We start from the raw sequence: 26,853 nt of genomic DNA, 5'->3' as shown, positions 1-26,853 counted from the left end.
TCATCGAGAAGCGCTCTGAGTTTGGTTTCAAACTCAATTTCGCGCTTGAGTTCTGCGTCGTTCTTGAGGCTGTTCAGCGCGGCAAGTTGTTCCGCGAGCTGTGCTTCCAGGCGTTTAAATTCGGCCAGTTTGCTCATTGCATTCTCCTTAGCGTGATGCAAATAGACACCGCAGTTGACCGATTTCGCGTGAAATTACTCTGGCGCTGGGCATTGCCCTTGGTCAATTTGCAAGGAACGCGTTGTTCGAGGCCATCAGTCCAAATTCTCAGCTATGTACCTGACTAGCTTGAGAGGTTCGGTGCTGTCGATGATGGAGAACATCACGTCCCGTTTGCTGCGGGGAAGACGTTGAGCGCAGCGTTTCGCCGTAGCTTTGATTGCTTTATCCGAACAGTGAATCTGAGCGGCGAGCAAGAGGGCAATGGTGGCGTCCAATAAAGTCAAACTGCGATGCCTTGTGTCAGTTAGCTATCCAGTATTCGCCAACTCGTAGATCGCTTCAAGTCTTCGTGTGAGCTGCGAGAGCAATCGCTTTACTTTGATTCAGACCGTGCCCACTACGTCTTCTGACGCTACAGTTGCGCCGTGGTGGCTATATGATGCTGCTTTGGTGATTTTGCGGACACTACGCCTAATCGGCAGGTGATAAGAGGGCAGCGCCATGGACTGGAAGGGAGCATTGCGCTCTATGTAGGATGCGTCCCCTAAACAAGTCCCAGCGGTGGGATGGTACCCGTAGTGGATGAGGTGGTGTGCGTCAGCTTAATGCACCCGCGCATCCTATTGCTCCAGCAGACCTTTGCGCAGAACCCTTTAAACCTCGGTTCGACAAATATCATTTCTAGCACCGGAGAGCGGGGTAGAGTTCCGTTCCTTACCCCGTAGGCACAATTCAGGTAATGGCAACTGTCGCTGATCTTTAAGGCGCGATCTGCCCCATATCGACAGAGTCCAGGTTTTCAGCAATGTACCTGACCAGCTTGAGCGGCTCGGTGCTGTCAATGATAGAGAGCATCAAGTCCCGTTTACTGTGGGGAAGGCAATTGGCGCAGCGCTTGGCCGTGGCCTTGATGGCTGCATTGGTGCCATGGATGTGAGCGGTGAGGAAGAGGGCCAAGGTGGCATCTTGAAGGTTCAAACGGATGTGCTCGCTGTGTGTCCCAAGTGAGTGGGCCGTGTGCCGTTAATTCTGCTCAATCCTACTTACTCCAACGATTGGGCGTGCCCTGTGGTCGTGAGAGGGACGGGCAGTCAGCGGGGACCGGATGCTCACTCGTTAATCTGATTGCGGGAAAAAAGAGGAGCCCGAAGGCTCCTAAAGGTTAACGCCGCAGGCACAAATCGCGGCGTCGACGGTAGAAGCGAATCAGGCTGCGCTGAAGGTCTTGTGCGGGTCGATGACGAATTTCTTCGGCACACCGGCATCGAACTCGCCGTAGCCACGCGGTGCGTCATCCAGGCTGATGACCTGCACACCCACCACTTCAGCGATGTTGATGCGGTCCCACATGATCGCCTGCATGAGCGCGCGGTTGTACTTCATCACCGGAGTCTGGCCGGTGTGGAAACTGTGGGATTTCGCCCAGCCGAGGCCGAAGCGGATGCTCAGGCTGCCGATCTTCGCCGCGGCATCGGTAGCGCCCGGGTCCTCGGTGACGTAGAGGCCGGGGATACCGATCTTGCCGGCCACACGGGTGACCTGCATCAGCGAGTTGAGCACGGTGGCTGGAGCCTCGTGCTGGGCACCGGAATGGCCATGGCCACGCGCTTCGAAGCCTACAGCGTCGATGGCGCAATCCACTTCCGGCTCGCCCAGCAGAGCGGCAATCTGCTCGTGCAGCGGGGTGTCCTGGGACAGGTCGGCGATCTCGAAGCCCTGCGCTTTGGCATGCACCAGACGCACCGGGTTCACATCACCAACGATGACCACGGCGGCGCCCAGCAGGCGGGCGGAGGCGGCGGCGGCCAGGCCGACCGGGCCGGCACCGGCAACGTAGACGGTGCTGCCCGGACCGACGCCGGCGGTTACGGCACCGTGGTAGCCGGTGGGCAGGATGTCGGAGAGGCAGGTCAGGTCACGGATCTTCTCCATGGCCTTGTCGCGATCCGGCAGTTTCAGCAGGTTGAAGTCGGCGTAGGGCACTAGCACGTACTCGGCCTGGCCGCCGGTCCAGTCGCCCATGTCGACATAGCCGTAGGCGCCGCCGGCACGGGCCGGGTTGACGGTCAGGCAGACGCCGGTGTGCTGTTCCTTGCAGGAACGGCAACGGCCGCACGCAACGTTGAAGGGTACGGAAACCAGGTCGCCGATCTTCAGGTTCTCGACGTCGCTGCCCTTCTCGATCACCTCGCCGGTGATCTCGTGGCCGAGCACCAGGCCGACCTGGGCGGTGGTACGGCCACGCACCATGTGCTGGTCCGAGCCGCAGATGTTGGTGGAGACCACCTTCAGAATCACCCCGTGCTCGATCTTCTTGCCGCGCGGATCCTGCATTTTCGGGTAGTCGATCTTCTGCACTTCGACCTTGCCCGCACCGAGATAAACGACACCACGATTACCAGACATGCCAACTCCTTCCACTCATGCGAGTGTTTCGGGATTCGGTGGTTTCCAGAGGAACCACTGAAAGTTCGTGATTATTGGTTTCGGAGGAGGGCGCACATGCATGCAACGGCAGTGCGCCTTCGATAGCGCCTTAGGTTAGGCGCCTGATGTGCTTACTCAGCTTTAAAGCAGTAAACCGCCAGCTTGTTCCCATCGAGGTCGCGAGCATATGCGGCGTATGCGTTCGGAGCCCAACCACGCGGGCCGGGAGCACCTTCGTCTTTACCGCCGGCAGCAAGAGCAGCGGCATGGAAAGCATCAATGGCGGCGCGATTGGGTGCTTCGAAGCTAACAGTGACACCGTTACCTACGCTGGCAGGTTCGCCGTTTGCAGGTTTCAGTACGAAGAAGGACGGAGCGTCTACGCCCCAGATGGAGCCATTTTCGCCAAGATCTGCAATGCGCTTATTACCCAGCGCACCCAAAACGTTGTCGTAGAAGCTACGGGCTTTGGCCAGGTCGTTGGTGCCAACAGTTACGTGCGTGAAGATGGACATCTTGTGATTTCTCTTTGTGGGTCTAAAGATGGCTGGAGAGCATTGCTCTCGGCCTTGGATAACTGGGTCGTTAGACTCAGTCTTGAAACTGGATAACCGTTCGGATGCTCTTGCCTTCGTGCATCAGGTCGAAGGCCTTGTTGATGTCATCCAGGGTCATGGTGTGGGTGATGAAGGTGTCCAAAGGGATCTCGCCCTGCTGTGCCTTGTCCACGTAGCTCGACAGTTCGGTGCGGCCCTTCACGCCGCCGAAGGCCGAACCGCGCCAGACGCGGCCAGTCACCAGTTGGAACGGACGGGTGCTGATCTCGGCACCGGAGGGCGCCACGCCGATGATCACGGACTCGCCCCAACCCTTGTGGCAGCACTCGAGCGCGGCGCGCATCAGGTTGACGTTGCCGACACACTCGAAGCTGTACTCGACGCCGCCGTCGGTGAGCTCGACGATGACGTCCTGGATCGGCTTACTGTGTTCCTTCGGATTGACGAAATCGGTAGCGCCCAGCTCGCGGGCCACCTCGAATTTGTCCGGGTTGATGTCGATGGCGATGATCCGTGAGGCCTTCGCCATCTTGGCGCCGATGATCGCTGCCAGGCCGATACCGCCCAGGCCGAAGATGGCTACGGTGGCGCCTTCTTCTACCTTGGCGGTGTTGAGCACGGCACCGATGCCGGTGGTCACTCCGCAGCCGAGCAGGCAGACCTTCTCCAGCGGGGCGTCCTTGGGAATCTTCGCCAGGGAGATTTCCGGCAGCACGGTGTATTCGGAGAAAGTCGAGCAGCCCATGTAGTGGTAGACCGGCTCGCCGTTGTAGCTGAAACGGCTGGTACCGTCGGGCATCAGGCCCTTGCCCTGGGTAGCGCGCACTTTCTGGCAGAGGTTGGTCTTGCCGGATTTGCAGAACTTGCACTCACGGCACTCGGCCGTATAGAGCGGGATCACGTGGTCGCCCACCGCCAGCGAGGTGACGCCCTCACCTACGGCCTCGACGATGCCACCACCCTCGTGACCGAGGATGCAGGGGAACACGCCTTCGGAGTCAGCACCGGACAGGGTGTAGGCGTCGGTGTGGCAGACGCCGGTCGCCACGATGCGCACCAGGACTTCGCCCGCCTTGGGCGGCGCTACGTCGACTACAACGATCTGCAGTGGCTGATTGGGGGCGAAGGCCACCGCAGCGCGAGACTTGATCATTCCAGATGTTCCTCGTTACTTGGATTTTTTGTTGGTTGCGGTCGTGCTTGTGCCGCGCAGCAACGAACCGTGCACTCGGGCTCGTATAACAATTGCAGTGGTAATGCCTCAGAACACCTATCGAACGATTGCCCCAGGGGTAGGGCGTGACAGGCTAGGAAGGAGAGTCGTCACGCAACTGATGAGGACTCATGGTCTTGAACTCGCAACTGTCGTTTTGATGCACGAAGTTTGGATCAGAACCCGCTCCATTGCAGAGCGGGTTCTTTGATGACTCAGGCGTGTTCAGCATCCCAAGCCTTGATTGCCTCGCTGGCTACTCGGAAAGCAGCAAGAGCAGCCGGCACGCCGCAGTAAATTGCAGCCTGCATTAGCACAGCACGGATTTCTTCCCGAGTGACACCGTTGGTCAAGGCACCTTTCACGTGGACGCCCAGTTCGTGGTGTTGGTTCATCGCTGTCAGTGCAGCAAGGTTGATGATGCTCCGCGTTTTGAACGGGAGGGTTTCATCACCCCATACCGCGCCCCAGCAGTACTCAGTAACCAGCTCCTGCATCGGCTTATTGAAGCTATCCGCTGCAGCGTAAGAACGCTCGACGTGTTCTGCACCCAGTACGGCTTTACGATTGGCAAAGCCCTTTTCAAAAAGCTCTCGGTTCATTCTCTATTCCTATGCGTTGTCTTGGACTTGAATCGCAGGCATTTCGATGCCCGCCCACTGTTCGATGAGGCAGGCGATTCGAGTGAAGTCAGCTCCCTCGCCGTAAGTTGCGCGGGTCATGTTCAGGACCTGCCGCACGGCACTCCCGACGGGCATCGGCACGCCCATGGCCTCGGCTTCTTCCAGGCAGATGCGGGTGTCCTTCAGTGACAGGCCGGTGGTGAACCCGAAGTCGAACGTGCGAGGGAGGATCGCTCGAGGGAGCTTGTCGGTGGTTGCACTGTTACGGCCACTTCCAGCATTGAAGACGTCGAGCATGACCTTCGCGTCCAGCCCGGCTTTAACGCCCATTACCAAGGCTTCGCAGGAAACTGCCAAAGCCGTGACCGAGACCAGGTTGTTCACTAACTTCATCGTCTGACCCAGACCTGGTTCGTTACCGCAGGAAATGACTTTCCCGAGGTTTTTCAGGATCGGGGTCGTCTCCGCTTGCTCGCGCTCAGGACCCGACACCATCAAGGCAAGCGTCCCTTTGCGGGCTCCTGCCGCGCCGCCACTCACAGGACAATCGAGCGCTGTGATGTCATGTGCTGCCAGTCCGCTGGCAAGCTGCTTGGCTGCCCGCGGGCCAGATGTGGACAGGTCGATGAACACTCGGACCTTGCCACCGTTGCAGACGCCGTTTTCACCCAGAGCGACCTTGAGCATGATGTCGGGGGTCGGCAAGCTGGCGAGTACGATTTCGGCTTGAGCTGCAACTTCGGCCGGACTGTGGGCGGAGGTTGCGCCCATCGCTACGAGGCGGCTCACCGAACTAGTGTTGAGATCAAAAACCGTCAGCGAATAACCTGCTTCTACCAGCCTGGTAGCCATTGGTTCGCCCATGGTCCCCAAGCCGATGAAGCCAATGCTTGGCAAGCTCATTCGTTACTTCCTCTGCTGTCTACTTGTGCTGAAACGGATTGCTTGAGCAACTGGATGATTGCTCGGCCGTGGGCGATTTCGTCGTCACAGACGGCGTGTTCGCGCCCTGGATAAGTCTCAAGCTCCACGTCGCCGCCCATGCGGCCAAAGACGGTTGCGGTCTGGTCGGTCCTGGCTAGAGGAACCCACGGATCGGCATCTCCATTTCCCAGGAAGATAGGGGTCCGCTGCAGCTTCCGATCAAGTAGCCAGGTCATTTGCTCCGGCCCGATCAGTCCACCTGTGTAGGCGACCAATCCGCCCCAACGAGTTGGATTGCGGTAAACGAATTCGCAGGCCAAGCATGCGCCTTGGGAGAAACCGAGTAGGACGATCCGGGATCGGGGAATGCCGCGATCTTCAAGGCGTCCGACTGCTACTTCCACGCGCGCGAGAGCGTGGTCGAGATGCGGCCGATTGTTCTCCAGCGGTGCCATGAACTTGTCGGGATACCAGCTGTTGTCGCTCGCCTGCAGCGCTACGTAGGAAACGTCTTGCACGTTGAGGCGATCGGCAATCGCGACCATGTCCTGCGGTCCTTGCGTTCGGCCGTGGATCAGAATTACCGCCATGCCGGTAGCTTCTGGTGCCGGGCCGAACTCGTGAGCAGGTTGGTCCAGATGTGGGGTAGGGGACATGCCTCTGTCCTCAGTACTTGAGTGGTTCGAGGTATGCCGCGATTTCCTGAGCATTGGCGCCCAGCTGTGGCGGAATCTGGATTGTTCCGCCGAGATTCTCGTACGACTCGTCGACGAGGAAACCCTGAGGCTTGGACACCGAGGCTTCGAACAGGGCACCACCAGGCGTGCGAACGTAGATCGAGTCGAAGTAGCCGCGATCTTTGCGGTCGGAAACGTCGGTATAACCAAGGCCTTCGAGATGCAGCTTGACGCTGCGTTGGATCTCCAGGTCGGAGACTTCGAAGGCGCAATGGTGAACGGTGCCCTCGCCATAGGCCCAGGAACCCTGCGGCAGATTGGGTGCGAGCTCGAAGTCGATGATGGTGCCGGTACCACCATTGCCCACCTCGAAGCGGGTGAATGCACCATCGACTTCTCGCTGCTTCCCGCTCCAGCCGTAATGCATGAACTCGGAGGAGTTCTCCAGATCGCGAACCGTGACCGTAATGCCGTGGGTTCCACGAATACCAAATTCGCTTGGGATAGCCCCATTGGAGTACGGCTTGCGGTTGTCGTCAGCAATGCCGACTAGCTCATAGACGATGCCGCATGGATGGGCAAACTGCAGGAGCTTCTCGCCAAATCGTTCCATGAAGGCCGGCTTGAACCCGAAACTGGAAAGATGCTTCTCCCAGAAGCTAAGCGAGGAGACTGGTACCGAAAGGGCGAGAGTCTTGACCTGGCCAGAGCCACGACGGGCCTTACGACCGGACTGACGCATCGGGAAGCAGGTGACCAGCGTGCTTTCTTCGCCGAGGTCGTTCCCGTAGTAGAGATGGTAAATCGGCTCGTTTCCGTCGTAGAGACCGGTCTTTTTGACGCTCTTCAGTCCGAGCACCTTGGTGTGGAAGTCGTAGTCTTCCTGGGCACCGCCGACGTTCAGGGTAATGTGGTGATGGCGGAGGATATGCGGATTGATTTCCATGAGGTTCTCCAGGCGCGTTTTAGTTGGAGTTAGGACGGATGCCGAGGAAAGCGTTTTCGAGGAGCTCGCCGATGCTTGCTCGTTCGATCGTTCGGGGGTTCCAGTAAGGGGAGGCACAGGCGATGTCAGCCGCGCGCGCCACGTCTTCTCTACGAAGGCCGATGTCAGCGAGGCTTTTCGGAGCACCGTGCTTGGTGGCCAAGTCGTACAGCCCCTTGGCTGCGTCATCGACTCCGAGCGCTCGGGCAACACGCGCTATGGCTTCCGGAGCAGCCGACGCGTTGTAGGCAACCGCATGAGGAAGCACCACGGTATGGGTCTCCGCGTGCGGTAGATCGAAGCTGCCGCCGAGCGTGTGGCACAGCTTGTGGTGCAGGGACATGCCTACCGCGCCTAAACAGGTACCGCACGCCCAAGCGCCAAAGAGGGCATCGGAGCGTGCTTCGCGATCATTTGGGTTGGCATGGATGCGAGGAATGGCGCGGGCAATTGCGGCAATGCCTTGCTCGGCAAGCATCGAAATCAGTGGGTTGGCATCTTTCGAATACAGCGCCTCGACAGCGTGAGCAATTGCGTTCAGACCGGACGTGACAGTCAGCTGCGCCGGGAGGGTAAGGGTAAGCTCCACGTCATAGATGATGACTTCCGGCAGGACCTTTAGGGTCCGCTGTGTGGTCTTGATACCCTTTTCGGTCTGGCCGAGGATCGGGGTGGCTTCCGACCCGGCATAAGTGGTCGGAATGGCGATCTGGGGAAGGTCGGTGTTAAGTGCGATGGCTTTGCCAAGGCCGATTGTCGATCCTCCCCCAAGAGCAATGACGCAGTCAGCGTCTAGGCGCTTGACGTGCTCCACCGCCCGCGCCGTAACTTCGACGGGAGTGTGCATGGTGGCCTCAGTGAACGTACCGACTGACAGCTCCCCGAGGGAATCCGATAAATGCTGCGCTTCTGCCTTTTGATGCGGCGTTGATAGAACAAGCGCGCGTTTGCATCCAAGTAGCTGAACTTCTTCAGCAACCTGGCGAAGCGTATCGAAGCCAAATATCACACGCGCAGGAAGTGCGTTGTAGGAAAATGGTTGCATCGGATCTCCTCACTGACCTCTTATTAATATTGCTGCAGCACATCAGTAAAAATACTTGTAGGACCGCGCAGGTCATCTATCGAAAGATAGATTTGAAGTTTTATTTCGCTTTCATGGATGCATCGACGATGCTGTGCACTACTGCTGTTAGATATCCAGTTCAAGAACAGGTGTTTTAGAGCGCGAAACGCAAACCAGCATGGTTTTTCCTGCTGCTTTTGCTTCGTCCGAAAGCACAGTGTCTCGATGGTCCGGTGTTCCGCATACAACTGTTGCCTCGCAACTACCGCAGATGCCTTCGCGGCAGGAGTAAGGGATCATGTAGTCATTTTCTTCGAGGACATCCAGAATGGTTTTGTCCGCGGGAATTAGGTATTCCTGTCCGGTACTCTTGATAATCAGTTTGAACCCGTCGTTGACTTCTGATTCGTCCTTTGGTCGAGCACTAAACCATTCAAAGTGAACGTGATCAGAAGGACGAGTTGAAGCGGCTTGCTCAACGCGTTGCATGAGCGGCATAGGTCCGCAGCAATAGATGTGGCTATCGGAGCGCATCTGTGAGATTGCCGATTCGACATCAAATTGGGTTCCGTTACTGTCGTCCAAGAAATGGAATGTGACTTTCTCTCTGTCGAAGCCCAGAAGCTCTTCGTAAAATGCGGCTCTCAATTTCGTGCGGGCGAGATAGTGCAAGTGCCAATTCTTACCTTGACGTTCACACCAGCGAACCATGGAAAGCATCGGGGTGATCCCGATCCCGCCGGCAATGAAGTTGTAGTGTTCAGCGTCAGCGACTAGCGGGAAATTGTTGCGCGGAGGCCGGACTCGCAGGGTTTGCCCAACCTTGAGGCCACCGTGAAGGAAGCTAGAGCCGCCCCGGCTCTCGGGGGAAAGGCTCACCGCTACTTGATATCGCTTGCGCTCAGTCGAGTCGTTGAACAACGAATAGTGACGAACCAGGCTATTAGGGAGGTGAACTTCGAGATGGGCACCTGGTGCGAATTCGGGCAGTTCTTTTCCGTCTGCGCACTTAAGTTCAAACGAAAGAGTGTCTTTAGCTTCCGATCTAATGGCGGAAATTATCAGATCTAGAAATTCGGCAGACATGGGGTACTCCTAGCAAGCAGGCTTACTGCTCGTTCTTGTTCGGTGTGGCTGAAAGAAACTTCGCAACTGCTTCCCTGGCAACGACGGACTCGTCCAGAACTAGATGCCCTGCATCTGCAAAGAATTGGATTTGTGCATTAGGTACGTATTTTTGCCAGTGCACAGCGAGGGGGGCTGGAAGAAGCCGATCTTCCTGTCCCCATGCAATTAGGGAGGGCATGCTCAGCTTCTGGAGTACCTCAGGCATTGATAAGTTGTTGAAACCATCCGAAAGCAGTCGCATTGTCGACGACGTCTCTCTTTCTCTCATCTTCATGAACTGCGGATCGAAGCCGTCAGGAAGGTAACGCTTGAGCGTGGAGAGATCGTTCACCATGTAGGCAGGGAATTCTTCCGGCTTTACTTCACGAAGGTCAGGAAGCGAGATGTTTTCCACTTCGAGACCAGCTGGAGCAATTAGAGCCAGTTTCGTAATTTGCTCAGTGTTTTCGGCCGCGTACTCAGCGGCCAGTCGGCCGCCGAGGGAAAAGCCGACGAGATGAAATCGACTTAGATTCATCAGGGAGAATAAGTTTCGGTAGTGATCTATGTAGTCTTGGAAGTTACTGGCTGACTCACTATCGTCTGACTCACCGAAACCGGGGTGATAGGGCAGGATGACGCGAAAACGATCGATCCATGTGCGGGCAAAGTCGATGCCGTGCCAGGTGCCGGCACCATGAAAGAACACGAGGGGTTCTCCCTGACCAGCGCTGTAGACAATAGTCCGAGTTCCTTCGACAACGTACTCGTCTCGTTGGAAACCGGAATGGTCCACACGGGCATCGCCCCACGTCATCGAATTCATCGAAGTACTCCTGCACTATTGTTATTGGCAGATACACGATGAAGGGTGCTGTGTGTTAGGACACCTATCCTTGGATAGCCTGATCTCGGCTAACTACTCGGAGAGGGGGGTGATGGGCTCAAACCGACCCAATGAAGCCGGTTTGAGCATGGGCAGAGAGGATCAAAGATCTAGGATGAGGCGGGAGCTTTTGGCTCGAGAGCAGCAAGGCATGAACTGGTCGTTCGCTGCCTTTTCCTCCGCGGAGAGGAACATATCGCGATGATCCGGCTCGCCACCTAGTACGCGCGTAGTGCAGGTACCGCAGATGCCTTGTTCGCAAGAATAGGGGATATCGATTCCATGCTCTGCCAGGGCTTGGACAACATTCATTTCTGCCGGAACGGTATACACCTCACCGGTGCTGCTGACCTGGACTTCGAATGCCTGATCCGCACCTGGCGCGGACGCTGGTTGGGCAGCAAAGTATTCCCGATGGAGGTGGTCTTCACTCCATCCGCTATCCCGCGCGGTGTTGAGAATGAAGTCCATGAATCCGCCAGGGCCGCAGACGTATAGATGAACGCCATCTCCTGGCTCGCCAAGGACGACGCTGGCCTGCAGCTTCTGCTCTTCGGGGCCGGTATCGAAATGAAAATGCACGCGACTTGCAAAGGACGCTGACTTGATGCGGTCGACAAACGCCGCTCGGTCGTCAGAGCGTGAGCAATAGTGCAGCTCAAAGTCGGCGCCAATTGTTGCCAGGCGCTCCGCCATGCAGAGGATCGGGGTTATGCCGATGCCGCCGGCGAACAGCAGACTCCGCTTGGTCGCGTTGTGGAGTGGAAACAGGTTCTTCGGCTCGCTAATTTCGACCCGGGCGCCGACCTCCAATTGCTCATGCATCGACTTGGAGCCACCCCGTGAGTTCGGTTCCTTCAGCACGCCGACGAGATAGCGGTCTCGCTCATCCTGGGAGTTGCAGAGCGAGTACTGGCGTTGGTGACCATCGGGGGTGCGCACGTCGATGTGAGATCCGGCGCTGAATGCAGGTAAATGCGCACCATCGGCCCTGCGGAATTCGAAGCTTTTGATACCTTCCGCTTCGACTGCGATTGCAGTGACGACTACTTCCATCACATGACCTCCGTGGCGCTTTCACGAGCGATGAGTCGATCAAGGATGCGACGGGATTGGACGCCACCTGCGTCGATGTTCAGCTTGAGCAGCTTGCGTTCGGGGTAGGCCAGCAGGTTGCGTTGCTGTTGCTCAAGTATCTCGAGGTCTTCGGCGAAGATCTTCCCTTGGCCCTCCTGGATGCGTTCCGTGAGTGCGTGGTCCTGGGCTTGGAAGTTCCGGGCCATTCCCCAGAAGTACCAGATCGACGTTTCTGTCTCCGGTGTAATGAAATCGACCACGATGCTATTGGCCTTGAGATTCGCGGGCGCATTGATTCCACCATTGCCTGCCAGCGCCACGCCAACATCGATCAGCACATGGCTGGGAGGGGTGAAACGGCAAATTTGCCAGCGGTCAACGAGCTGATCGTCCGGAAGATTGTTGCCGCGGAGCGCCGCCTGCCAGAAGGGCGGGGCCATGATGTTGCTCATGAACCGCGAGGTGATGACTGTGTCGCCTTCAGAATGAGTGGCAACCGGAGCTTCGTCGATCTCCTTCTGGCCAATGCTTGACGCGTGCACGTACGTTTCGTGCGTCAGGTCCATCAGGTTGTCGATCATCAGTCGATAGTCGCATTGGATGTGGTACAGGCCACCGCCGTAAGCCCAGTCGGGGCTTTCAGCCCATTCGAGGTGGTGGATCTCATTGGCATCGGCAAGGGCGGCGTCGCCTGGCCAGATCCAGATGAAGCCGTACCGCTCGACTACCGGGAAGGAGCGGATGCAAGGGAAGCCTTGCACTCGTTGACCGGGCATCGAGACGGTCTTTCCATCGCAGCCCATGACCAGGCCGTGATAACCGCAAACGAGCTGTCCGTCCCTTACGAAACCAAGCGAAAGCGGGGCGCCACGGTGAGGGCAGAAATCCTCTACTGCATGGACCTTTCCTTCGACGCCACGGTAAAAGGCGATCTTCTCGCCACAAATCTGCCGCCCCAGTGGCTTGTCGGCGATCTCATCGGGTGTGCACGCAACGTACCAGGCGTTCTTCAGGAACATGATTGACTCCTCCCAGGCGGGATTGTTGTTATTGGATCCAATTTAGTTTGCCCATACGCCGAGGTAAGATGTCAACCGGGATTTTTGAATCCAATACGCAGGTGCGTAGTCCTTTTTTGGGAGTTGAAGATGAGCAAGCCCGGGCAGCATGTCCTCGTGACCCTTCGAAAAATGATCGCTTCTGGCGAACTCGCGGCTGGCGAAAGGCTGGCTGAAATACCCACTGCTGAGGCGCTTGGGGTCTCAAGGACGCCGGTGCGTATTGCTTTTCGCACGCTGGAGCAGGAGGGCCTGTTGAGCCGGGCCGGTGCCCGGGGCTATCTGGTCAGGGGCGTTAGTCCCGAGGAAATTGCGGGGGCGGTTGAGGTCAGGGGGGTGCTGGAAGGTTTGGCGGCCCGGCAGGCCGCTGAGCGAGGCTTGTCCGAGGAGTGCCTGCGGGGCCTTCAGCAATGCCTGGAAGAAGGGGATCTGTTATTTGCGAAAGGATTCGTCACTGACGATGACCTGGAGGCTTATCAGGATCTGAATATGCGCTTCCACAGCCTGATCATTGAGGCCAGCGGGAATCCCGCCATCGAGATGGCCCTGCTGCGCAACAACCACCTTCCGTTCGCGTCCGTCACCGCGCTAGCTGTGGACCGTAATGACATGGCGCGGGAATACCGCCGATTTAATTTTGCCCATATGCAGCATCACGCCGTGTACGACGCGTTGATCCATGGTGCAGGCGCTAGGGCGGAGGGGATCATGAAGGAGCATGCCAACGCTACTTTGGGCTATGCAGAGCTATTTGCCACCAAGCAGTCGTCAAGACCAGGGCTGCGCGTCATACAGGGCTAAGGGGTATAGTGGATCCAATTTTGCGTTCGTGCCGCTTCGCTATAGGATCCAAAGCTTTGCCGGGCCGGTGCGGAAGGAGTGGCCAGCGCGCATTAGCGTTGCCCGAGCACCGGCCTTCCCATGAGATGTCCCTTTCCGCTGTAAGCGCTCGGCTCCGTCCCGAGCCCCTCGCTATCTTTTGATAGGTGTAACGCTCTCTCTTGCGCTTCTAACTGACAACCTCCCGCCCGACACGACCGTATTTCATGGCTCTGCGGGCAATAACAAAAAGATCTCAGGAGGTTGAGATGGCTGCCGGTAACAAGGTCGTCGTGGTTGGTGCTGGTCCTACTGGATTGTTGATTGCATTGGGGCTAGCGCAGGCCGGAGCCGAAGTCACCGTAATCGACAAAGGGGAGGGGGTTCTTCGATCTCCACGGGCAATGGTCTATTTGCCCTCCACGCTGAAGGTTCTTGATGACGTCGGGGTATTGGAAGACGCGAAGCGCATTGGCGCCTTTGGCTACCGATTCACTCAACACTTCCTGTTGTCTGGGCAAAAGGGTGGGCTTGATTTTCACGATCTGGAGGGAATCACCCCCTACTCGTACATCCTTCATTTCGGCCAGGATGAGCTCGCGGACTTGCTCCTTGAGCGGCTGAAAGCTCTGCCGAATGCGACGATCCAGTGGGCGACAGCTTTCCAGGGATACACCCAATCCGACGACAAAGTGCAATTGCAGCTGGAGCGCGATGGTTGCGAAGAGTTCCTGGACGCTGATTGGCTGATCGGATGCGACGGCGCCGGTTCCGCTGTCCGCAAGGCCATGGGGGTTCAGTTCGAGGGCTTCACTTGGGATGAGGTCTTCATGGCGACGAACCTCATCTACGACTTCGAGAAGTTCGACTATGCCGACAACAACATGGTGGCCGATCCCGATGATTGGCGCGTTGTCGCAAAGATCAATAATGACGGTTTGTGGCGTGTTGCCTACGGCGAAAGCACGGAACTGACTGAAGAGCAGCGTGTTGCTCGTATCACTGAGCGCTTCAAGCGAATCCTGCCTGATCCCAGTGAGCCATACGAGTTGGTGCTGGCTAACTCCTATCGGGTGCATCAGCGTTCAGCTGAAACCTATCGAAGCGGAAGGGTGCTGCTAGCCGGTGATGCGGCTCACGCGACCAACCCAATTGGTGGCCTGGGACTCACTTCCGGGGTACAGGATGCGTCGTTGCTTATCAAATCCCTGTCCGCTCAGTTCAATAACCAGGCTGCGGACGACGCGCTGGATTGGTATGCATACGAACGTCGCCGCTGCTTCGTTGAGATCGCCAGTCCTACTGCCATTGAGCTGAAGCGCCGAATGCAGGAGCGCGAGCCGGCCAAGCGCCAGGCGGACGAGGCAGGCTTCTTCGCGATGCTCGGAAATTCGGAATACAAGCGCAAAGCGATGCTTTCCACCTTTGATCTCGCTGGGCGTCCGTACCGTGAAGATTGGCGGCAATCCTATGTAGCAGAGGATCTGCGCAACAACGGTGGGATCGTGAGCGGTCACGGAGGCGTGACCATCGAGAGGGCTGGTTAGTGGCGGCCTGTCACAGAAAAAGACAGGCAACCACCATCTCTATCTTTCGATAGGAGAGAAAAGATAGGGAATGCAGAAAGGTGTAGTTATTCGGCGTTGCGTCCTGCCTGGTGGAGCGCCGGATGACTAGCTACGAAGCAACAACGAAATAAATTGCTTTGCTATTACGTGCTTTATGTTGCGAGCGGATTTCTGGGCTAATTACGCGCGGGCGGATCTCTCCCTGTCTCTTACTACAAGGCAGTCCTAGTCACTTGCTGTGCTGCGATGGTTCAAGGGGTAATGTGTAAATAGATTCAGTCGACGTGCTGACTCTTCCCGATCGTAGTTAGTGTCCTGCTTAAACCTGGAAATGCAGGCGATGGAATTTATGTCCTGTTCGGTCAGCCTCGTCAATCCGCGGAAACCAGCGCCTGGGACCGAGTCGCTATTTTAAAAATATATGGCGATGCTGCGCTAGTCATACAGGTGAGGCGCGTATTGCCAAAGCGTGGTGCACGCGCTCATTCGGCATGACCCGAGCTTGGCGATCAAGTACGTCACACCGGGCTTTCTAAAGATAGGTTTTTGAGTTAGACGATTACCACACAATAAAGGTGGATAAGGCATTTCGCGCATCTGGGTGCGACCCTTAGGGGCCTTTCTCAAGACTTCAGAATAAGAAGAGGAAAACAGTATGTTCGTGAAGAACTGTTGGTACATCGCAGCATGGGATTACGAGGTTCCTGGTGATACCCCTGTAAGTCGAACCATCATTAACGAACCGATCGTGCTCTACCGTGATAGCAAAGGGGATGTTGTCGCACTTCAGGATCGTTGCTGCCACCGCGCCGCGCCGCTATCACTGGGCTCGGTTGAAGGTGATGCACTGCGCTGCATGTACCATGGCCTCAAGTTCGCTCCGAATGGAAAGTGCGTTGAAGTTCCGGGCCAAGAAACGATTCCTGCGAAAGCCTGTGTACGAAGCTTCCCTGTTGTAGAGCAGCATAGTTGGGTTTGGGTCTGGATGGGTGATCCTGAATCGGCTGATCCTTCGCTAATCCCGCTCTCGGCCAAGCTTGACGATCCAAAATGGATATTCCGATCTGGCCAAATCGACTACCTCGCGCATTATCAGTACATCAACGACAACTTGCTGGACTTCTCGCACCTTTCGTATGTGCACCCGAATAGCTTCGGTTCGAGTCTCGACTGGGCTCGTACACGTCCGAAAGTAACCCGGCTTGAACGAGCTGTTCGAGTTGAGCGCTGGGTGGTAAGCCAGCCGGCGCCGCCGACTATTAGTGGTGTTACAGGTGACACTGTTGATATGTGGAATGCTTACACATTCTATGTCCCTGGCGTGATGATCATGCACAACGCTGTCTATCCGCCAGGTACCGCCGCACTTTTGGGTGATCAACCTCCTACCGACAAACCGCTGTTTGAATCCTTGACGTGTCAAGGCGTCACCGCCATTACCGAGACTACCTCCAGATACTTCTTCTCTTGGGGGCCCGATTCGATCCGCGGTAATGACGAGATGGCTGACGAGATGTTCAAAGCTGCCAGGATGGCCTTTGAAGAGGATCGCGTCATGATTGAGGCTCAGCAGCGCGTTCTGAATCTCAAGCCGGACGCCGATATGGTGCCAACTTCTTCGGATCAAGCTCTCGGTCAGTTTCGCTGGATTGTTGACCGTTTGCGCAAGGCCGAAACTGTCCAAGGCTCCTGAAAGAGCTCTTTTACTGGAGTTGGTATAGAAAAGCGGGAGGCCGGAATTGAGTTTACTTCCAACTTATGAAGTCTTTGCGGTGCGTTACGCACGCGTGGACCGCAGTCGTCACGAGAATTTTATTGACTGCCATCACAACCACGATCATGCAATGCCAATGGACTACTTCGTTTGGTTAATCAAGGGGGAAGTAGATTCAATTCTGGTCGATACTGGCTTCAATCAACAGGCGGCAGATAAACGAGGTCGTGCGTTGTTGCGTTGCCCTATCGACTCCTTGAGAAACCTTGGAGTTAATCCTGATGAGCTCCACGACGTAATCATCACGCATCTCCACTACGACCATGCTGGGAATATTGATCTACTGCCCAAGGCAAGATTTCATATTCAAGATGATGAAGTGAGCTTCGCAACTGGGCGTTACATGCTGCATCGACCACTGCGTCATTCATACAACGTTGAAGATGTGGTCAACCTTATTCGGGGTGTCTACCAAAATAGGGTCGTGTTCCATGATGGCGATTATGAGTTGGTTCCTGGGGTCGAGGTATACAAGGTTGGTGGACATACCGCTGGCCTACAGGTAGTGCGTGTTCATACCTCGCGCGGATGGGTGGTGCTGGCTTCGGATGCTAGTCATTTTTATTCAAATATTCTCGAAGACTCTCCGTTCCCCATCGTATTTAACGTGGGTGACATGCTGGATGGTTATAGGCTTATTTCTCGGCTGGCGGACTCTCCAGATCATTTGATACCCGGTCATGACCCCTTGGTCCGACGTCGCTTTCCGGCTTTTGAGTGTGAGTCCGCGGATATTGTCTGCCTACATGTGCCGCCCACGACCAATCTGGATCACGGGGATCTCGAAAATGGAACTGCCTAGCTGTTATGTCGAGTTTATCCAGGCATTAGTTTCTAGGTTTGGTTGTCTCTATCCTTAGATAGGTGCTCGTCCTTCTAGGTGTTGATAGTTTCGGAACCTATGTAGTGCTAAGTCGCGGTCTTTGAGTAGGCGGTCCAGTTACTGGATCTGCAAAAAAAATAAGAGGAGATAATTATGGCTGGCCTGTTTAGGGATTCCATCCCGTCTACTGATATTGATCTCTGGACTGAGGAGTCGATTCGTAACTCTGAAGAGATTAATGTAAGTAAGATTGGTCCTGTTGTTCGGCTTAATAAACATGACTGCTTCTTCGTCGGTAGCCACAAGGCCGCCCAGGCAGTCCTGAGTAACTGGAAGATCTTCTCTTCGACCGGCCGTCCCTTTGGTGTCGATGACCAATCGCTGGTCCCACGGATCCTGGTTACTGAGGATCCGCCGGAGCATAAGCGCGCACGTGACGCAATTATGAAAATCCTCGGTCCTGAAGGAATCAAGGGACTGGAATCGGAGTTTACTCGCCAAGCGGAAGTAATAGTCGACGAAATGTTGCGACGGCAAGTCGTGGACGGCGTTCAGGATCTCGCAGCTAGTTATATTCTTAAAATTTTCCCGGACATTATTGGCCTACCATCCGAAGGGCGCGAAAAGATTCTTAAGTTTGGTCTTGCTGCGTTCAATGGTGCTGGCCCCCGCAACGAGATTCTTACTAAATCCATCGTCGAGGCCGAGGACGCGTTCGCGTGGATGGACAAGAATGCAACTCGTGAAACTGTGTCGTCGGGGGGAATGGCTAGCAAGATCTACCAGCTTGAGAAAGATGGTGTCATCAACAAGGAAGAGGCCGATTTGCTTGTCCTCACCCTGCTGGGGGCCGGATTCGACACCACGATGACTGGTATCGGTAACACCCTTCACGCCCTAAGCCAGGATCCGGAGCAATGGGATGCCCTGCGCGAGGATCCCAGTCTTGTGAAGGCGGCCTTCGAAGAGTCGCTGCGATTTGACCCGCCACCTAGGATGCTGGGGCGATTGGTCATGTCCGATACCGAACTTGAAGGAATGCCGCTGAAGCAAGGCGATGTGGTCGGCGTTTTCCTCAAAGCAGCCGGACGGGATGAAAGCCGTTGGGATCAACCAGGAAAGTTTGATGTGCGGCGCCGGGGACCCCACCTCGGATTCGGTGTCGGTGTGCACAGCTGCGCCGGCCAGCTACTTGCCCGCGTCGAATTTGAATGCCTCTTCAGGGTTCTTCTGCAGAAAGTAAAGCGAATTGAGTTGGCAGGTAATCCTGTTCGCTTGATCAATAACAATATTCAGGGCTGGGTCAATGTCCCGCTCAAGCTTCATGCTGTTTAAACTTGGAGGGCATTGAAAATGGCTAATATTGCTGGTGTTAATATTGATCATGTTGATGTGGTCATGAATTTTGGTGACCCGACACAAAAACTTTCTGTGATGGATGATGCCGTAAAGGCAAACGCAAGTATCAGGTTGATTCCCCATGATGTCAGGATCCACAACGCGAGAAACATCAACGCGTCCCTTGAGGAGAATGCGTTTACCCTCGGGCGAATTGATAGTTCGGTAACCAATTTCTTCGATGTGGATCAGGTCCGCTCGGTGTATTTTGCCGAGGTTGCTGAGCTCATTAAAGAAAAAACCGGTGCTGAATATGTGAAGGTTTTTGGTGAGCAAGTCCGTGGTGCTACGGAGGGTGGTCAGACGAATGCCCGTACCCCAGCCATGAACACCCATGTCGACTATGACATACCTACCGCGCACGCAATTGCTCAACTCTATGCGCCCGAGGAGCACAAGGCTCGTTATCTCTCCGGTCGGTGGATGATCATCAACGTTTGGCGGCCTCTCAAGACTATTGACCGTAACCCGCTGGCGGTAGTGGACGGTTCTACCATTTCTCGAGAGGACCAGCACCTTTGCAAACTGCTAGCAACTCGATCGGGTGTTAGTCCTGCGTTTGGATTCAATATCTCCTACAGCGATGAGCAACGCTGGTATTTCTATCCAGCCATGACCCCAGAAGAAGTTTTGATGTTCAAGATGGTCGACTCTGATGCTGAAGCCGTGCAGTGGGCCGCCCATAGTTCATTCAACGATCCGCACACCAGCCCCGATGCACCTGCACGAGAGAGTATTGAAGTTCGTACTATTGCCTACATCCCGTAGCGCCTAGATTGTAATCTGAAGTCTGGAGGTAGCGGTGCATACGCTAATTACCGGGGCGGCTGGATTTGTGGGCAGCGCCCTTGCTTGGGAGCTGTTAAGTCGCGCGGCCCCCGATGATACGTTCGTACTGACAGATATTGCTTTTGATCACGCTATATCTGACGCACGTGTCAATCAAATTGAAGGTCGATTGGACGATGGCGCTACTCTGACTCGTATCTTGGACGGAAAGCCGGACCGCATCTTTCATCTTGCGACTGTTGCGGGTCGACAATCGGTCGATAATTTCGAGCTCGGAAAGTCAACCAATCTTGACGCTACGATAGAGCTTCTTGAACGGTTACGTCTTCAAGGGAACTGCCCGCGGGTTGTTTATGCAAGCTCTGTTGCAGTGTTTTCTCCGCCTTGGGGTTCACATGTCGATGATGAGACGCTTCCAAATCCAGGGATTAGTTATGCCACGCATAAACTAATCGGTGAGCTTCTCATCAATGACTATACGCGGGCGGGCTTTATTGATGGTGTGGCATTGCGACTGTCGGGGATTGTTGCGCGACCCGCAGGTTCCGTGACCATGCTCTCCGCCTTTTTGAGCGACGTGTTCTTTTCGGTGGCTGCAGGTAGCCCATTCACCCTTCCGATGGCGCCGGAGTCTGGAACGTGGGTGATGTCCTTGAAACGCTGCGTTGAGAATCTTCTTCATGCTGGGGAAGTAGCTGCTGGTGATTTACCCGCTAGACGAAACTGGACTCTGCCTGCGCTATATCTGCAGATGAAGGACTTTGTCTCTGCACTTGCCGACTACTACGGTCCTCAGGTCTATGAGCTTGTCACTTGTGAGTCTGTCCCCCAAGTTGAGGCGCTTTTTAAGCAGTGTCCGCTTAAAGCTCCAGGTGCACTTCAACTGGGATTTGTTGGCGATGGTTCAGTTGACGAGTTTGTTCGGAACGTAATTCTGACTAATCCTCAATTGGCCAAGCGCTGATACTTGACGAATAAATTACAAGAAGAGGTGTGTATGAGTAAGCTTGAAAACTTGAAAGGAAAGGTTGCTGTCGTGACCGGTGGCGCCTCCGGTATTGGCAGAGGCATCGCTGAACAGCTCATAGCTGAGGGAATGACGGTCGTCATTGCTGATATCGAAGAGGGAACCCTTCAAGCCACTGCCTCGGAAATCGGTGCGGTAGGTATTCGCACTGATGTAAGTAATTACGAAAGCGTCGAGGCATTGGCTCGCGCCACGGTCGAACGCTTCGGTACAGTCCATGTTGTTTGCAATAATGCTGGTGTCGGGCCCATGGGGGCGATCGCCGATTTGTCCATCTCCGATTGGCGCTGGATTATTAATGTGAATCTCTGGGGCGTCATTCATGGCGTCCAAGCGTTTCTCCCAATTCTGAAAAGCAATGCCGACGGCGGCCATATCGTGAATACGTCGTCGATGTCTGGCCTTGCTACTACTCCGGAGCTTGGTTCCTATTGCGTCACCAAGTTTGGTGTGAATGCCCTTTCTGAGGTGCTGAGCCAGGAGCTCGAAGGCTCCAATGTAGGCGTAAGTGTGCTTTGCCCTGGACCGGTGCGGACCAATATTGGCAAGAGCTCGCGTAATCGTCCGAATGAGCTGAATGACGGCAAGCTCCATGACGTAATGCTTGAGGAAACTGAGCATTTCGGCAATGTCCAGATTCCATGGCTGACGCCTGAATACACGGGTAAGCAGGTCGTTCATGCGATCAAAGAGGGTGAGCTTTTCATCTTCCCGCACCCTGAACTATTCGGCTTTATTTCCGATCGCCATGCATTGATCGATGCGGCTGTGCAAAAGGCTCTCGATTGGAAAGAGAAGAATCCGGCCTGAATCGTACGCATTGCATAATCTGCGGAGATATTGATGAACATCTCGAATTCAAAGAGCCAATGGTCAGAAGAGCGCCTTGACCTGGTGAAATCGGTCATTCGCGCCGATGTTGAGAAGGGTCTCTACCACGGTGCCGTGATTCGCGTATCACGTGCAGGCGTGGTTGGTCTGGATGAGGCCATAGGCTTTGAGGATGCGGATCACACCAGAAGTCTGAGCAAGAGCTCGGTGTTCAGCATTTTCTCGCTGACCAAGGCGTTTACCAACGTGCTCGCTCTGCGAGCTGTGGAGTTGGGTCAATTTGCCCTGACCACCAAGGTCAAAGACATCATTCCCGAGTTCATGGGGGCGCCCAGGGATAAGACCACACTTTTCCACCTGCTGACCCACACTACCGGTATGCCAGGGGTATGGACCCCGAAGCCCGATATGTATCAGGACCGCCTCGATGAGCTCCTGGCTGCAGTCTGTGAGAACGTACACGGTGTTATCGATCCAGGTCTGCGCTGCGACTACGCCCCCGCATGCAACCAGATACTGATAGCCGAGATGCTGAGGCGAACTGACCCCAAAGGTCGAGATTTCCGCAGCATTCTCCATGAAGACTTGTTTGCACCGCTGGGCATGGTCGATTCATGGCTGGGCGTGCGGCCGGATCTCCGTGCCCGAAAAGTCGTCCCGGACATGCGCGGTGTGGTTCCGATTGCTGTCCTGGGACGTACCCAGCCCGGGAAGTACAGCTTGTTCGAGGAAGAGGTGAACGAAGCCCCCCATGTTGGTGCAGTTTCGACTGCATCGGATATGTGGCGCTTTGCCGAGATGCTAAGGCTGAACGGCGAGTTGGATGGAGCCCGTATTCTTTCACCGCGGATGATAGAGCTCGCTCGTCAAAACTGGACTGGCGATCTCTACAACGAGCTTTACCGTGGCGTGGCCCTTCGCGCTGGTTGGGATAACCCGCCACCAGCCTACATCGGGCTAGGCTTTAGCGTGCGTGGCGAGAAGCTCGTGCATCATCAATTTGGCACGCTCACGTCTCGCGAGACCTTCGGAAATTATGGGGCTGGCACGACGATGTTCTGGATAGATCCTCAACTCGACATCAGCTTCTCTTGCCTCACTGCGGGCGTGCTGCCGCAGGCCGTCAACATCGAGCGATTCCAACGCATGTCCGACATCATCGTTGGCGCTGCGGTCTGACTTAGTCGTTCACCCTTTTGCGCGGTTATCTTGCTGGAGATTTCCGCGCTTCTTTTATCTCCGAACGCCGAGCTTTCGCGAAAGCGGCCATCTTCGTATTCCTCGAGCATCACGCTCATTCTGACGCCGAACAAAAGGCCTTGCACTGGCTCGCGCCGAGTGCAGGGCATGCGCTGTGCTCTTTTGGGCGGGGGCAGACAAGCCGACATTTCGCTCGCACCTGTTCCGCGACGGCAAAGGAGGAACCTGTCACTCGAGGTGGGCGAGGGTTCTCCCTCGCGGTTCTAAAAAGGCGTGCGTTGCCTGTGAAGCAGAGCTGCAGGTGCAGATTGTTGGACCAGGCACCGCGTTCAAAAAACGCTGGTTACCTGCATCCTGTTCCGCGGTGGTGGAAATAGGTTAATCGGCGTCAGAGTGGCTGTTTCGTGCGTTCTGACGCCTTCGTAGTTCGGACGCTTGGCCGGGCTTCGATCTACTGAATGATCCCCAACTGCCTGGCGCGCTCCACCGCTTGAGAGCGGCGCCGGATTCCGAGCTTGTCATAGATCTGCTGCAGGTACCATTTCACCGATCCCTCGGTCATACCAAGCCTGTTGCCTATCTCGCGGTTCAGCATGCCGGCAGAGACCATTAACAGGATTTCCATTTCCCTAGTATTAAAGGCGCCGATAACTGGAACGTCCTCGGCCTCCGTGAGCTTCGCCGCTTGGCTCGAGCTGCCGCCCATGTGTTCAAGAACTGTCAGAGCAAATGCGTCTCCTGTTTTCTCGCTAGTAGGAGTGCTCTCCAGTTGTTCTTTAAGCAAGCCTTCGAGCCAGGCACCTTCATCGAGGAACAAGCGAATAAAGCCACCAGGTTCGGCTGTTGATAACGCCTCTCTCAGTGTGCGCTGTGCGGCCCGTTTGTCTCCGGAGAGGAGTAGCAAGTGGGCTATCACCAACTCCCAACGGAGGCAGCTCCTCACGGCATCTCTGCCGTTAAGGTAGCGGTGCCACTGCTTGGCCAAGCCTAGTGCCTCGGGAATTCGATCTTCTGCCTGGGCAACACGTGTCCATGCTAAGGCTCTGGCTTCGTCGCGGCTCCTAGAGGTTGCGTGCGGTGCTACTGTTGCGGCTGGCTCTCCGCGCAAGCCATGCTTCTTACCGAGGCGAATTACGTCATCGATCTCACCCCGACGCAACAGAAGCTTCAAGCGCTCAGCAAGACTGAAGAACTTCAAGCGATCAAACTGGTGTTTCGCAGCAAAGGCGTCAGCTTCATCGAGTAGGCTAAAGGCTTTAGTGGGCTTTCCATCGATCATCGCCAGTCGTGCGGCGGTTAGCCAACCAGCGATTGCCTGATCTACAAAGCCCCTTTGGCTCGCAGAGGGTAGGTATTGGGAGAGCAGCTCGCGTGATTGTTCCAGATCGTCCAACTCGTAGTGGATTTTGGCGAGATGCATGGCAATCAGCGCGGCTAATGGTGAGCCTTTCCCGTCAATCTTTTCAGCCAGTTGTAAAGCCGCATTTAATTCATCGATAGCACGACGCGTCTGACCCGCTACGAATCGGGAGGGGCCGATCATCGCTTGGTGGTATATATCGGTAAGCCCGCGTTCAAAGTTACTGAAATACTCGAGGGCGAGAGAGTTAAGGCGCTCCATATCATCGAACTTGAAGCGCTCCCGTCGAGCGTACATCAGTGAACTATAAAGGCTGCCTTTAAGAAGAGGGTGTGCGTCATGATAGTTATCAATTAAATACTGTGCACTTTCTTCAACGTTTTCCAGGTTGTCGGAGAGTAGTGATAGCATCATTTCGCGATGCTGGAAAATGAGGCGTAGCTCGCGAGACTCTTCATTAATACCATTCTTTCTCTCTTTCTCGTCCAAGCGCTGTCGGAGTGTAGAGAGCAGCCTTTTGCAAGTCTCGAACTGCCAAAGTGTCAGAAGCTTCCATACATGGGCCATGACAATCTTTGGATACTCCATCATAGTATCCATAGGGATTTTCTTGACCAGTGCTAAGGCTTCTTCCTTGGCGTCAAAAATTTCCTCCAAATGAGAGTTCATTATCTCGGCGGCCCGCAGGTCATCTTGCGCCTGGATCGCATGACTAAATGCTTCGTTAAAATTGCCGGTGTTTTCAAGAACTCGACTTGCGCTGATGTGAAGTTCTGACACTCGATCTGAATATCGCTCCAGTAGTGTGCGATAGAGGAATTCAGAGAATAATGGATGTAGTCGGAAGTCCCGATTTTCGCCATCCAATGGGAGTAGAAAAAGCCCTTGGGAAAGACACTGAAGAAGTTTTTGCTGGGCGTCAGTGCGTTTTGTCAGGAAGTTACAGGTGGAAGCATTCAAGGTGGAAAGTATCGACGTCAAAATAAGGAACTCTTGAACGTCGTTAGGTTGATCTGCCAAGACATCTTGAAGGAAGAAGTCGGCAAATTGGCGCCGTTCGCCGCTAAAGTTCTTTAGGTCTTGAATAAGCTCGGGAGTGCGCTTAAGTAGCAGCGCAGCCAGCTTCAGACCTCCTGCCCACCCTTCAAGGCGCTGTACCAAGGACCGAATGTCTTCGGGGGTGATTGCTGTCACTGCGTCTGCCGCCAGCAAAGCGGTCGTTTCGTTTTCTTCGAAACGTAGGTCCTGGCTGGTAAAGTCAGTCACTTTGCCATGCATTCGGTGTCTTGCGACTGACAGACATGGCTCGCCACGAAAGGAGAGTACAAATCGTACTCCTTGCGGAGTGTGGTCGATGAGCATGGAGAGGAGACGCACCGAGTCGGTGCCTGCCAAATGGTGAACATCATCCAGAAAGAGGTACAGCGGGGATTCTTCGCTCGCCTCAATCAGGGCCATGGTTCGATTGAAGGCTTCACTTAGTGTGTTGGAGCCAACCCGACTAATCGGGCCATGGATTTGATCCACATTGGATGCCAGCTCGATGGCTGCTCGGAGATAGGCACTGAAGACCGGCAGGCTCTGGTCTAGTGGGGTTATCGAGAGCCAAGCAGTCTGCATCCCTGACTTTTGCAGCTCCTGCTGGAGCTCGGCTAGCAAGCAGGTTTTGCCGTAGCCTGCCGGCGAACTCACAAGCGTCAGCGTCTTATGCGCACCCGATAGTACCAAGCTGCTTAGCTTCGCTCGGGCTACAAGGTTGCGAGCGTCAACCGGTGGCTGCAGTCTGGATGCGATCAGATATATCTGGTTCGGTTCAAGGGCGTCACGGTTGTGCGGCCCTTGGTCCTTAGTAGAGGCAGGAATCATGGCCATAGCTCTTCTTATTGGTATTGGTACCCTCAGCGGAATATGCCGAAGTAACTCTGCAGCAGCAAGGTGGCCTGGCGGGTAGCTCAACCCTAGCGTATTGCTGCCGCGCTAGCCATCCCATGGCCGCGTTGCAGACGTCGAGGCAACATCGTGCCTTCGAGTCGAAAGCCCCGTGAGCAGGCTTCCCAATTGCTCAAGCGCTGGTGTCTCGTGCGGTCGTCAATCGCGGGTTTAGCGACCTAATCCGAAGAAAGAACTCTATCCAGTGGCGAGTCGAGCTGTGCGTCAAGGGCACGAACAGCTTCAACCAGTTCTCTGGTGGCTTGAGGGCCAAAGCGAACCTGTAGTGTGCGCCGCTGATTGCCTGGATGTGGATTTGTGTAGACGATCTGCAGCTCTCGCTCGTTGACGTCGAACCGAATATCCGACGTTGCTTGTATGTTTGCGACGGTGAAAATCATTCCAATATCCATTGGTTTGGGGGCTGAGCGGGCACCATGTGATGACGCGCGCCCAACCAATAGTCATTGCCCTGACTACAGAGGCGCGGTTGATCAAACTCTCCAATCTCTTGGTGGCGAGCCCTGTTCGTCCAAGATGGCAGAAGGGTGTGCTGCCTCAGGATCGAAATGA

General features: G+C 55.3%; 24 protein-coding genes and 1 pseudogene. 9 read left to right on the top strand and 16 right to left on the bottom strand.

What is annotated here, in order from left to right; translation table 11 throughout:
• The 14 genes and pseudogenes from E8E95_RS16500 to E8E95_RS16430 form a co-directional block, all read right to left on the bottom strand.
• Window positions 1–137 (bottom strand): annotated as a pseudogene (locus tag E8E95_RS16500) (transcriptional regulator); the annotation flags it as partial.
• Window positions 138–921: 784 nt separating this feature from the next.
• Window positions 922–1,119 (bottom strand): hypothetical protein, encoded by a 198-nt coding sequence (locus tag E8E95_RS16490; protein ID WP_256873399.1) that lies wholly within the window; start codon window positions 1,117–1,119, stop codon window positions 922–924.
• 249 nt (window positions 1,120–1,368) lie between these two features.
• Window positions 1,369–2,568 (bottom strand): formaldehyde dehydrogenase, glutathione-independent, encoded by a 1,200-nt coding sequence (fdhA, locus tag E8E95_RS16485; RefSeq protein ID WP_280351907.1) that lies wholly within the window; start codon window positions 2,566–2,568, stop codon window positions 1,369–1,371.
• Window positions 2,569–2,720: 152 nt separating this feature from the next.
• Entirely contained in the window at window positions 2,721–3,104 is a 384-nt protein-coding gene (locus tag E8E95_RS16480; RefSeq protein ID WP_179060091.1) for a VOC family protein, read from the bottom strand.
• A 76-nt stretch (window positions 3,105–3,180) separates the two neighbouring features.
• Window positions 3,181–4,299 (bottom strand): S-(hydroxymethyl)glutathione dehydrogenase/class III alcohol dehydrogenase, encoded by a 1,119-nt coding sequence (locus tag E8E95_RS16475; protein WP_280351905.1) that lies wholly within the window; start codon window positions 4,297–4,299, stop codon window positions 3,181–3,183.
• Window positions 4,300–4,574: 275 nt separating this feature from the next.
• The gene (locus tag E8E95_RS16470) at window positions 4,575–4,961 is read right to left on the bottom strand and encodes a carboxymuconolactone decarboxylase family protein (protein WP_179060089.1); all 387 of its coding nucleotides are present in this window, start codon (window positions 4,959–4,961) and stop codon (window positions 4,575–4,577) included.
• Between the two features lie 9 nt (window positions 4,962–4,970).
• Window positions 4,971–5,885 (bottom strand): NAD(P)-dependent oxidoreductase, encoded by a 915-nt coding sequence (locus tag E8E95_RS16465; RefSeq protein ID WP_179060088.1) that lies wholly within the window; start codon window positions 5,883–5,885, stop codon window positions 4,971–4,973.
• Complete coding sequence (locus E8E95_RS16460) at window positions 5,882–6,562, bottom strand: dienelactone hydrolase family protein (protein WP_179060087.1); 681 nt, start codon at window positions 6,560–6,562, stop codon at window positions 5,882–5,884. Before E8E95_RS16460 ends, E8E95_RS16465 begins: the two co-directional genes overlap by 4 nt.
• 10 nt (window positions 6,563–6,572) lie before the next feature.
• On the bottom strand, window positions 6,573–7,529 hold the full coding sequence (locus tag E8E95_RS16455; RefSeq protein WP_179060086.1) for a VOC family protein: 957 nt from the start codon (window positions 7,527–7,529) through the stop codon (window positions 6,573–6,575).
• A gap of 19 nt (window positions 7,530–7,548) precedes the next feature.
• Window positions 7,549–8,613, bottom strand: a complete 1,065-nt coding sequence (locus tag E8E95_RS16450) for a maleylacetate reductase (RefSeq protein WP_179060085.1) — start codon at window positions 8,611–8,613, stop codon at window positions 7,549–7,551.
• 147 nt (window positions 8,614–8,760) lie between these two features.
• Window positions 8,761–9,720, bottom strand: coding sequence for a PDR/VanB family oxidoreductase (locus E8E95_RS16445; RefSeq protein WP_280282242.1), 960 nt, complete (start codon window positions 9,718–9,720; stop codon window positions 8,761–8,763).
• Window positions 9,721–9,742: 22 nt separating this feature from the next.
• Window positions 9,743–10,567 carry an alpha/beta hydrolase gene (locus E8E95_RS16440; protein WP_179060083.1) on the bottom strand — a complete coding sequence of 275 codons (825 nt, stop codon included), beginning with the start codon at window positions 10,565–10,567 and terminating at the stop codon, window positions 9,743–9,745.
• 162 nt (window positions 10,568–10,729) lie between these two features.
• Window positions 10,730–11,686: a PDR/VanB family oxidoreductase gene (locus E8E95_RS16435; protein ID WP_280282243.1), complete on the bottom strand. Its 957-nt coding sequence runs from the start codon at window positions 11,684–11,686 to the stop codon at window positions 10,730–10,732.
• Window positions 11,683–12,723: an aromatic ring-hydroxylating dioxygenase subunit alpha gene (locus E8E95_RS16430; protein ID WP_179060081.1), complete on the bottom strand. Its 1,041-nt coding sequence runs from the start codon at window positions 12,721–12,723 to the stop codon at window positions 11,683–11,685. The genes E8E95_RS16435 and E8E95_RS16430 overlap by 4 nt, the downstream gene beginning before the upstream one ends.
• A 129-nt stretch (window positions 12,724–12,852) precedes the next feature.
• On the opposite strand from E8E95_RS16430, the gene E8E95_RS16425 reads away from it, so the two are divergent.
• From E8E95_RS16425 to E8E95_RS16385, 9 genes are all read left to right on the top strand, one after another.
• Window positions 12,853–13,563 carry a GntR family transcriptional regulator gene (locus E8E95_RS16425; RefSeq protein WP_280351903.1) on the top strand — a complete coding sequence of 237 codons (711 nt, stop codon included), beginning with the start codon at window positions 12,853–12,855 and terminating at the stop codon, window positions 13,561–13,563.
• A gap of 287 nt (window positions 13,564–13,850) precedes the next feature.
• Entirely contained in the window at window positions 13,851–15,128 is a 1,278-nt protein-coding gene (locus E8E95_RS16420) for an FAD-dependent monooxygenase (protein ID WP_179060079.1), read from the top strand.
• A gap of 676 nt (window positions 15,129–15,804) precedes the next feature.
• Window positions 15,805–16,842 (top strand): aromatic ring-hydroxylating dioxygenase subunit alpha, encoded by a 1,038-nt coding sequence (locus tag E8E95_RS16415; protein WP_179060078.1) that lies wholly within the window; start codon window positions 15,805–15,807, stop codon window positions 16,840–16,842.
• A gap of 46 nt (window positions 16,843–16,888) precedes the next feature.
• The gene (locus E8E95_RS16410) at window positions 16,889–17,725 is read left to right on the top strand and encodes an N-acyl homoserine lactonase family protein (protein WP_179060077.1); all 837 of its coding nucleotides are present in this window, start codon (window positions 16,889–16,891) and stop codon (window positions 17,723–17,725) included.
• Window positions 17,726–17,899: 174 nt separating this feature from the next.
• Window positions 17,900–19,081: a cytochrome P450 gene (locus E8E95_RS16405; RefSeq protein ID WP_179060076.1), complete on the top strand. Its 1,182-nt coding sequence runs from the start codon at window positions 17,900–17,902 to the stop codon at window positions 19,079–19,081.
• Window positions 19,082–19,099: 18 nt separating this feature from the next.
• Window positions 19,100–19,912, top strand: a complete 813-nt coding sequence (locus tag E8E95_RS16400) for a CmcJ/NvfI family oxidoreductase (RefSeq protein WP_179060075.1) — start codon at window positions 19,100–19,102, stop codon at window positions 19,910–19,912.
• A 34-nt stretch (window positions 19,913–19,946) separates the two neighbouring features.
• Window positions 19,947–20,897, top strand: a complete 951-nt coding sequence (locus tag E8E95_RS16395) for an NAD-dependent epimerase/dehydratase family protein (protein WP_280351899.1) — start codon at window positions 19,947–19,949, stop codon at window positions 20,895–20,897.
• Window positions 20,898–20,930: 33 nt separating this feature from the next.
• A complete protein-coding gene (locus tag E8E95_RS16390) occupies window positions 20,931–21,770 on the top strand; it encodes an SDR family NAD(P)-dependent oxidoreductase (RefSeq protein ID WP_179060073.1) in 840 nt (279 codons plus the stop codon).
• A 33-nt stretch (window positions 21,771–21,803) separates the two neighbouring features.
• Window positions 21,804–22,970 carry a serine hydrolase domain-containing protein gene (locus E8E95_RS16385; RefSeq protein ID WP_280282247.1) on the top strand — a complete coding sequence of 389 codons (1,167 nt, stop codon included), beginning with the start codon at window positions 21,804–21,806 and terminating at the stop codon, window positions 22,968–22,970.
• Between the two features lie 472 nt (window positions 22,971–23,442).
• Here the strand turns inward: E8E95_RS16385 and E8E95_RS16380 are convergent, their stop codons facing one another.
• A complete protein-coding gene (locus E8E95_RS16380) occupies window positions 23,443–26,217 on the bottom strand; it encodes a LuxR C-terminal-related transcriptional regulator (protein WP_280351897.1) in 2,775 nt (924 codons plus the stop codon).
• Between the two features lie 242 nt (window positions 26,218–26,459).
• On the bottom strand, window positions 26,460–26,681 hold the full coding sequence (locus E8E95_RS16375; RefSeq protein ID WP_280351895.1) for a hypothetical protein: 222 nt from the start codon (window positions 26,679–26,681) through the stop codon (window positions 26,460–26,462).
• Window positions 26,682–26,853: the final 172 nt, after the last annotated feature.

This window comes from Pseudomonas sp. BN414 (genome assembly GCF_029871275.1).
In the GTDB taxonomy this organism is placed as follows: Bacteria; Pseudomonadota; Gammaproteobacteria; order Pseudomonadales; family Pseudomonadaceae; genus Metapseudomonas; species Metapseudomonas resinovorans_C.
The sequence above is the reverse complement of the archived record's forward strand: the minus strand, read 5'-3'. Positions and strand labels throughout refer to the sequence as shown.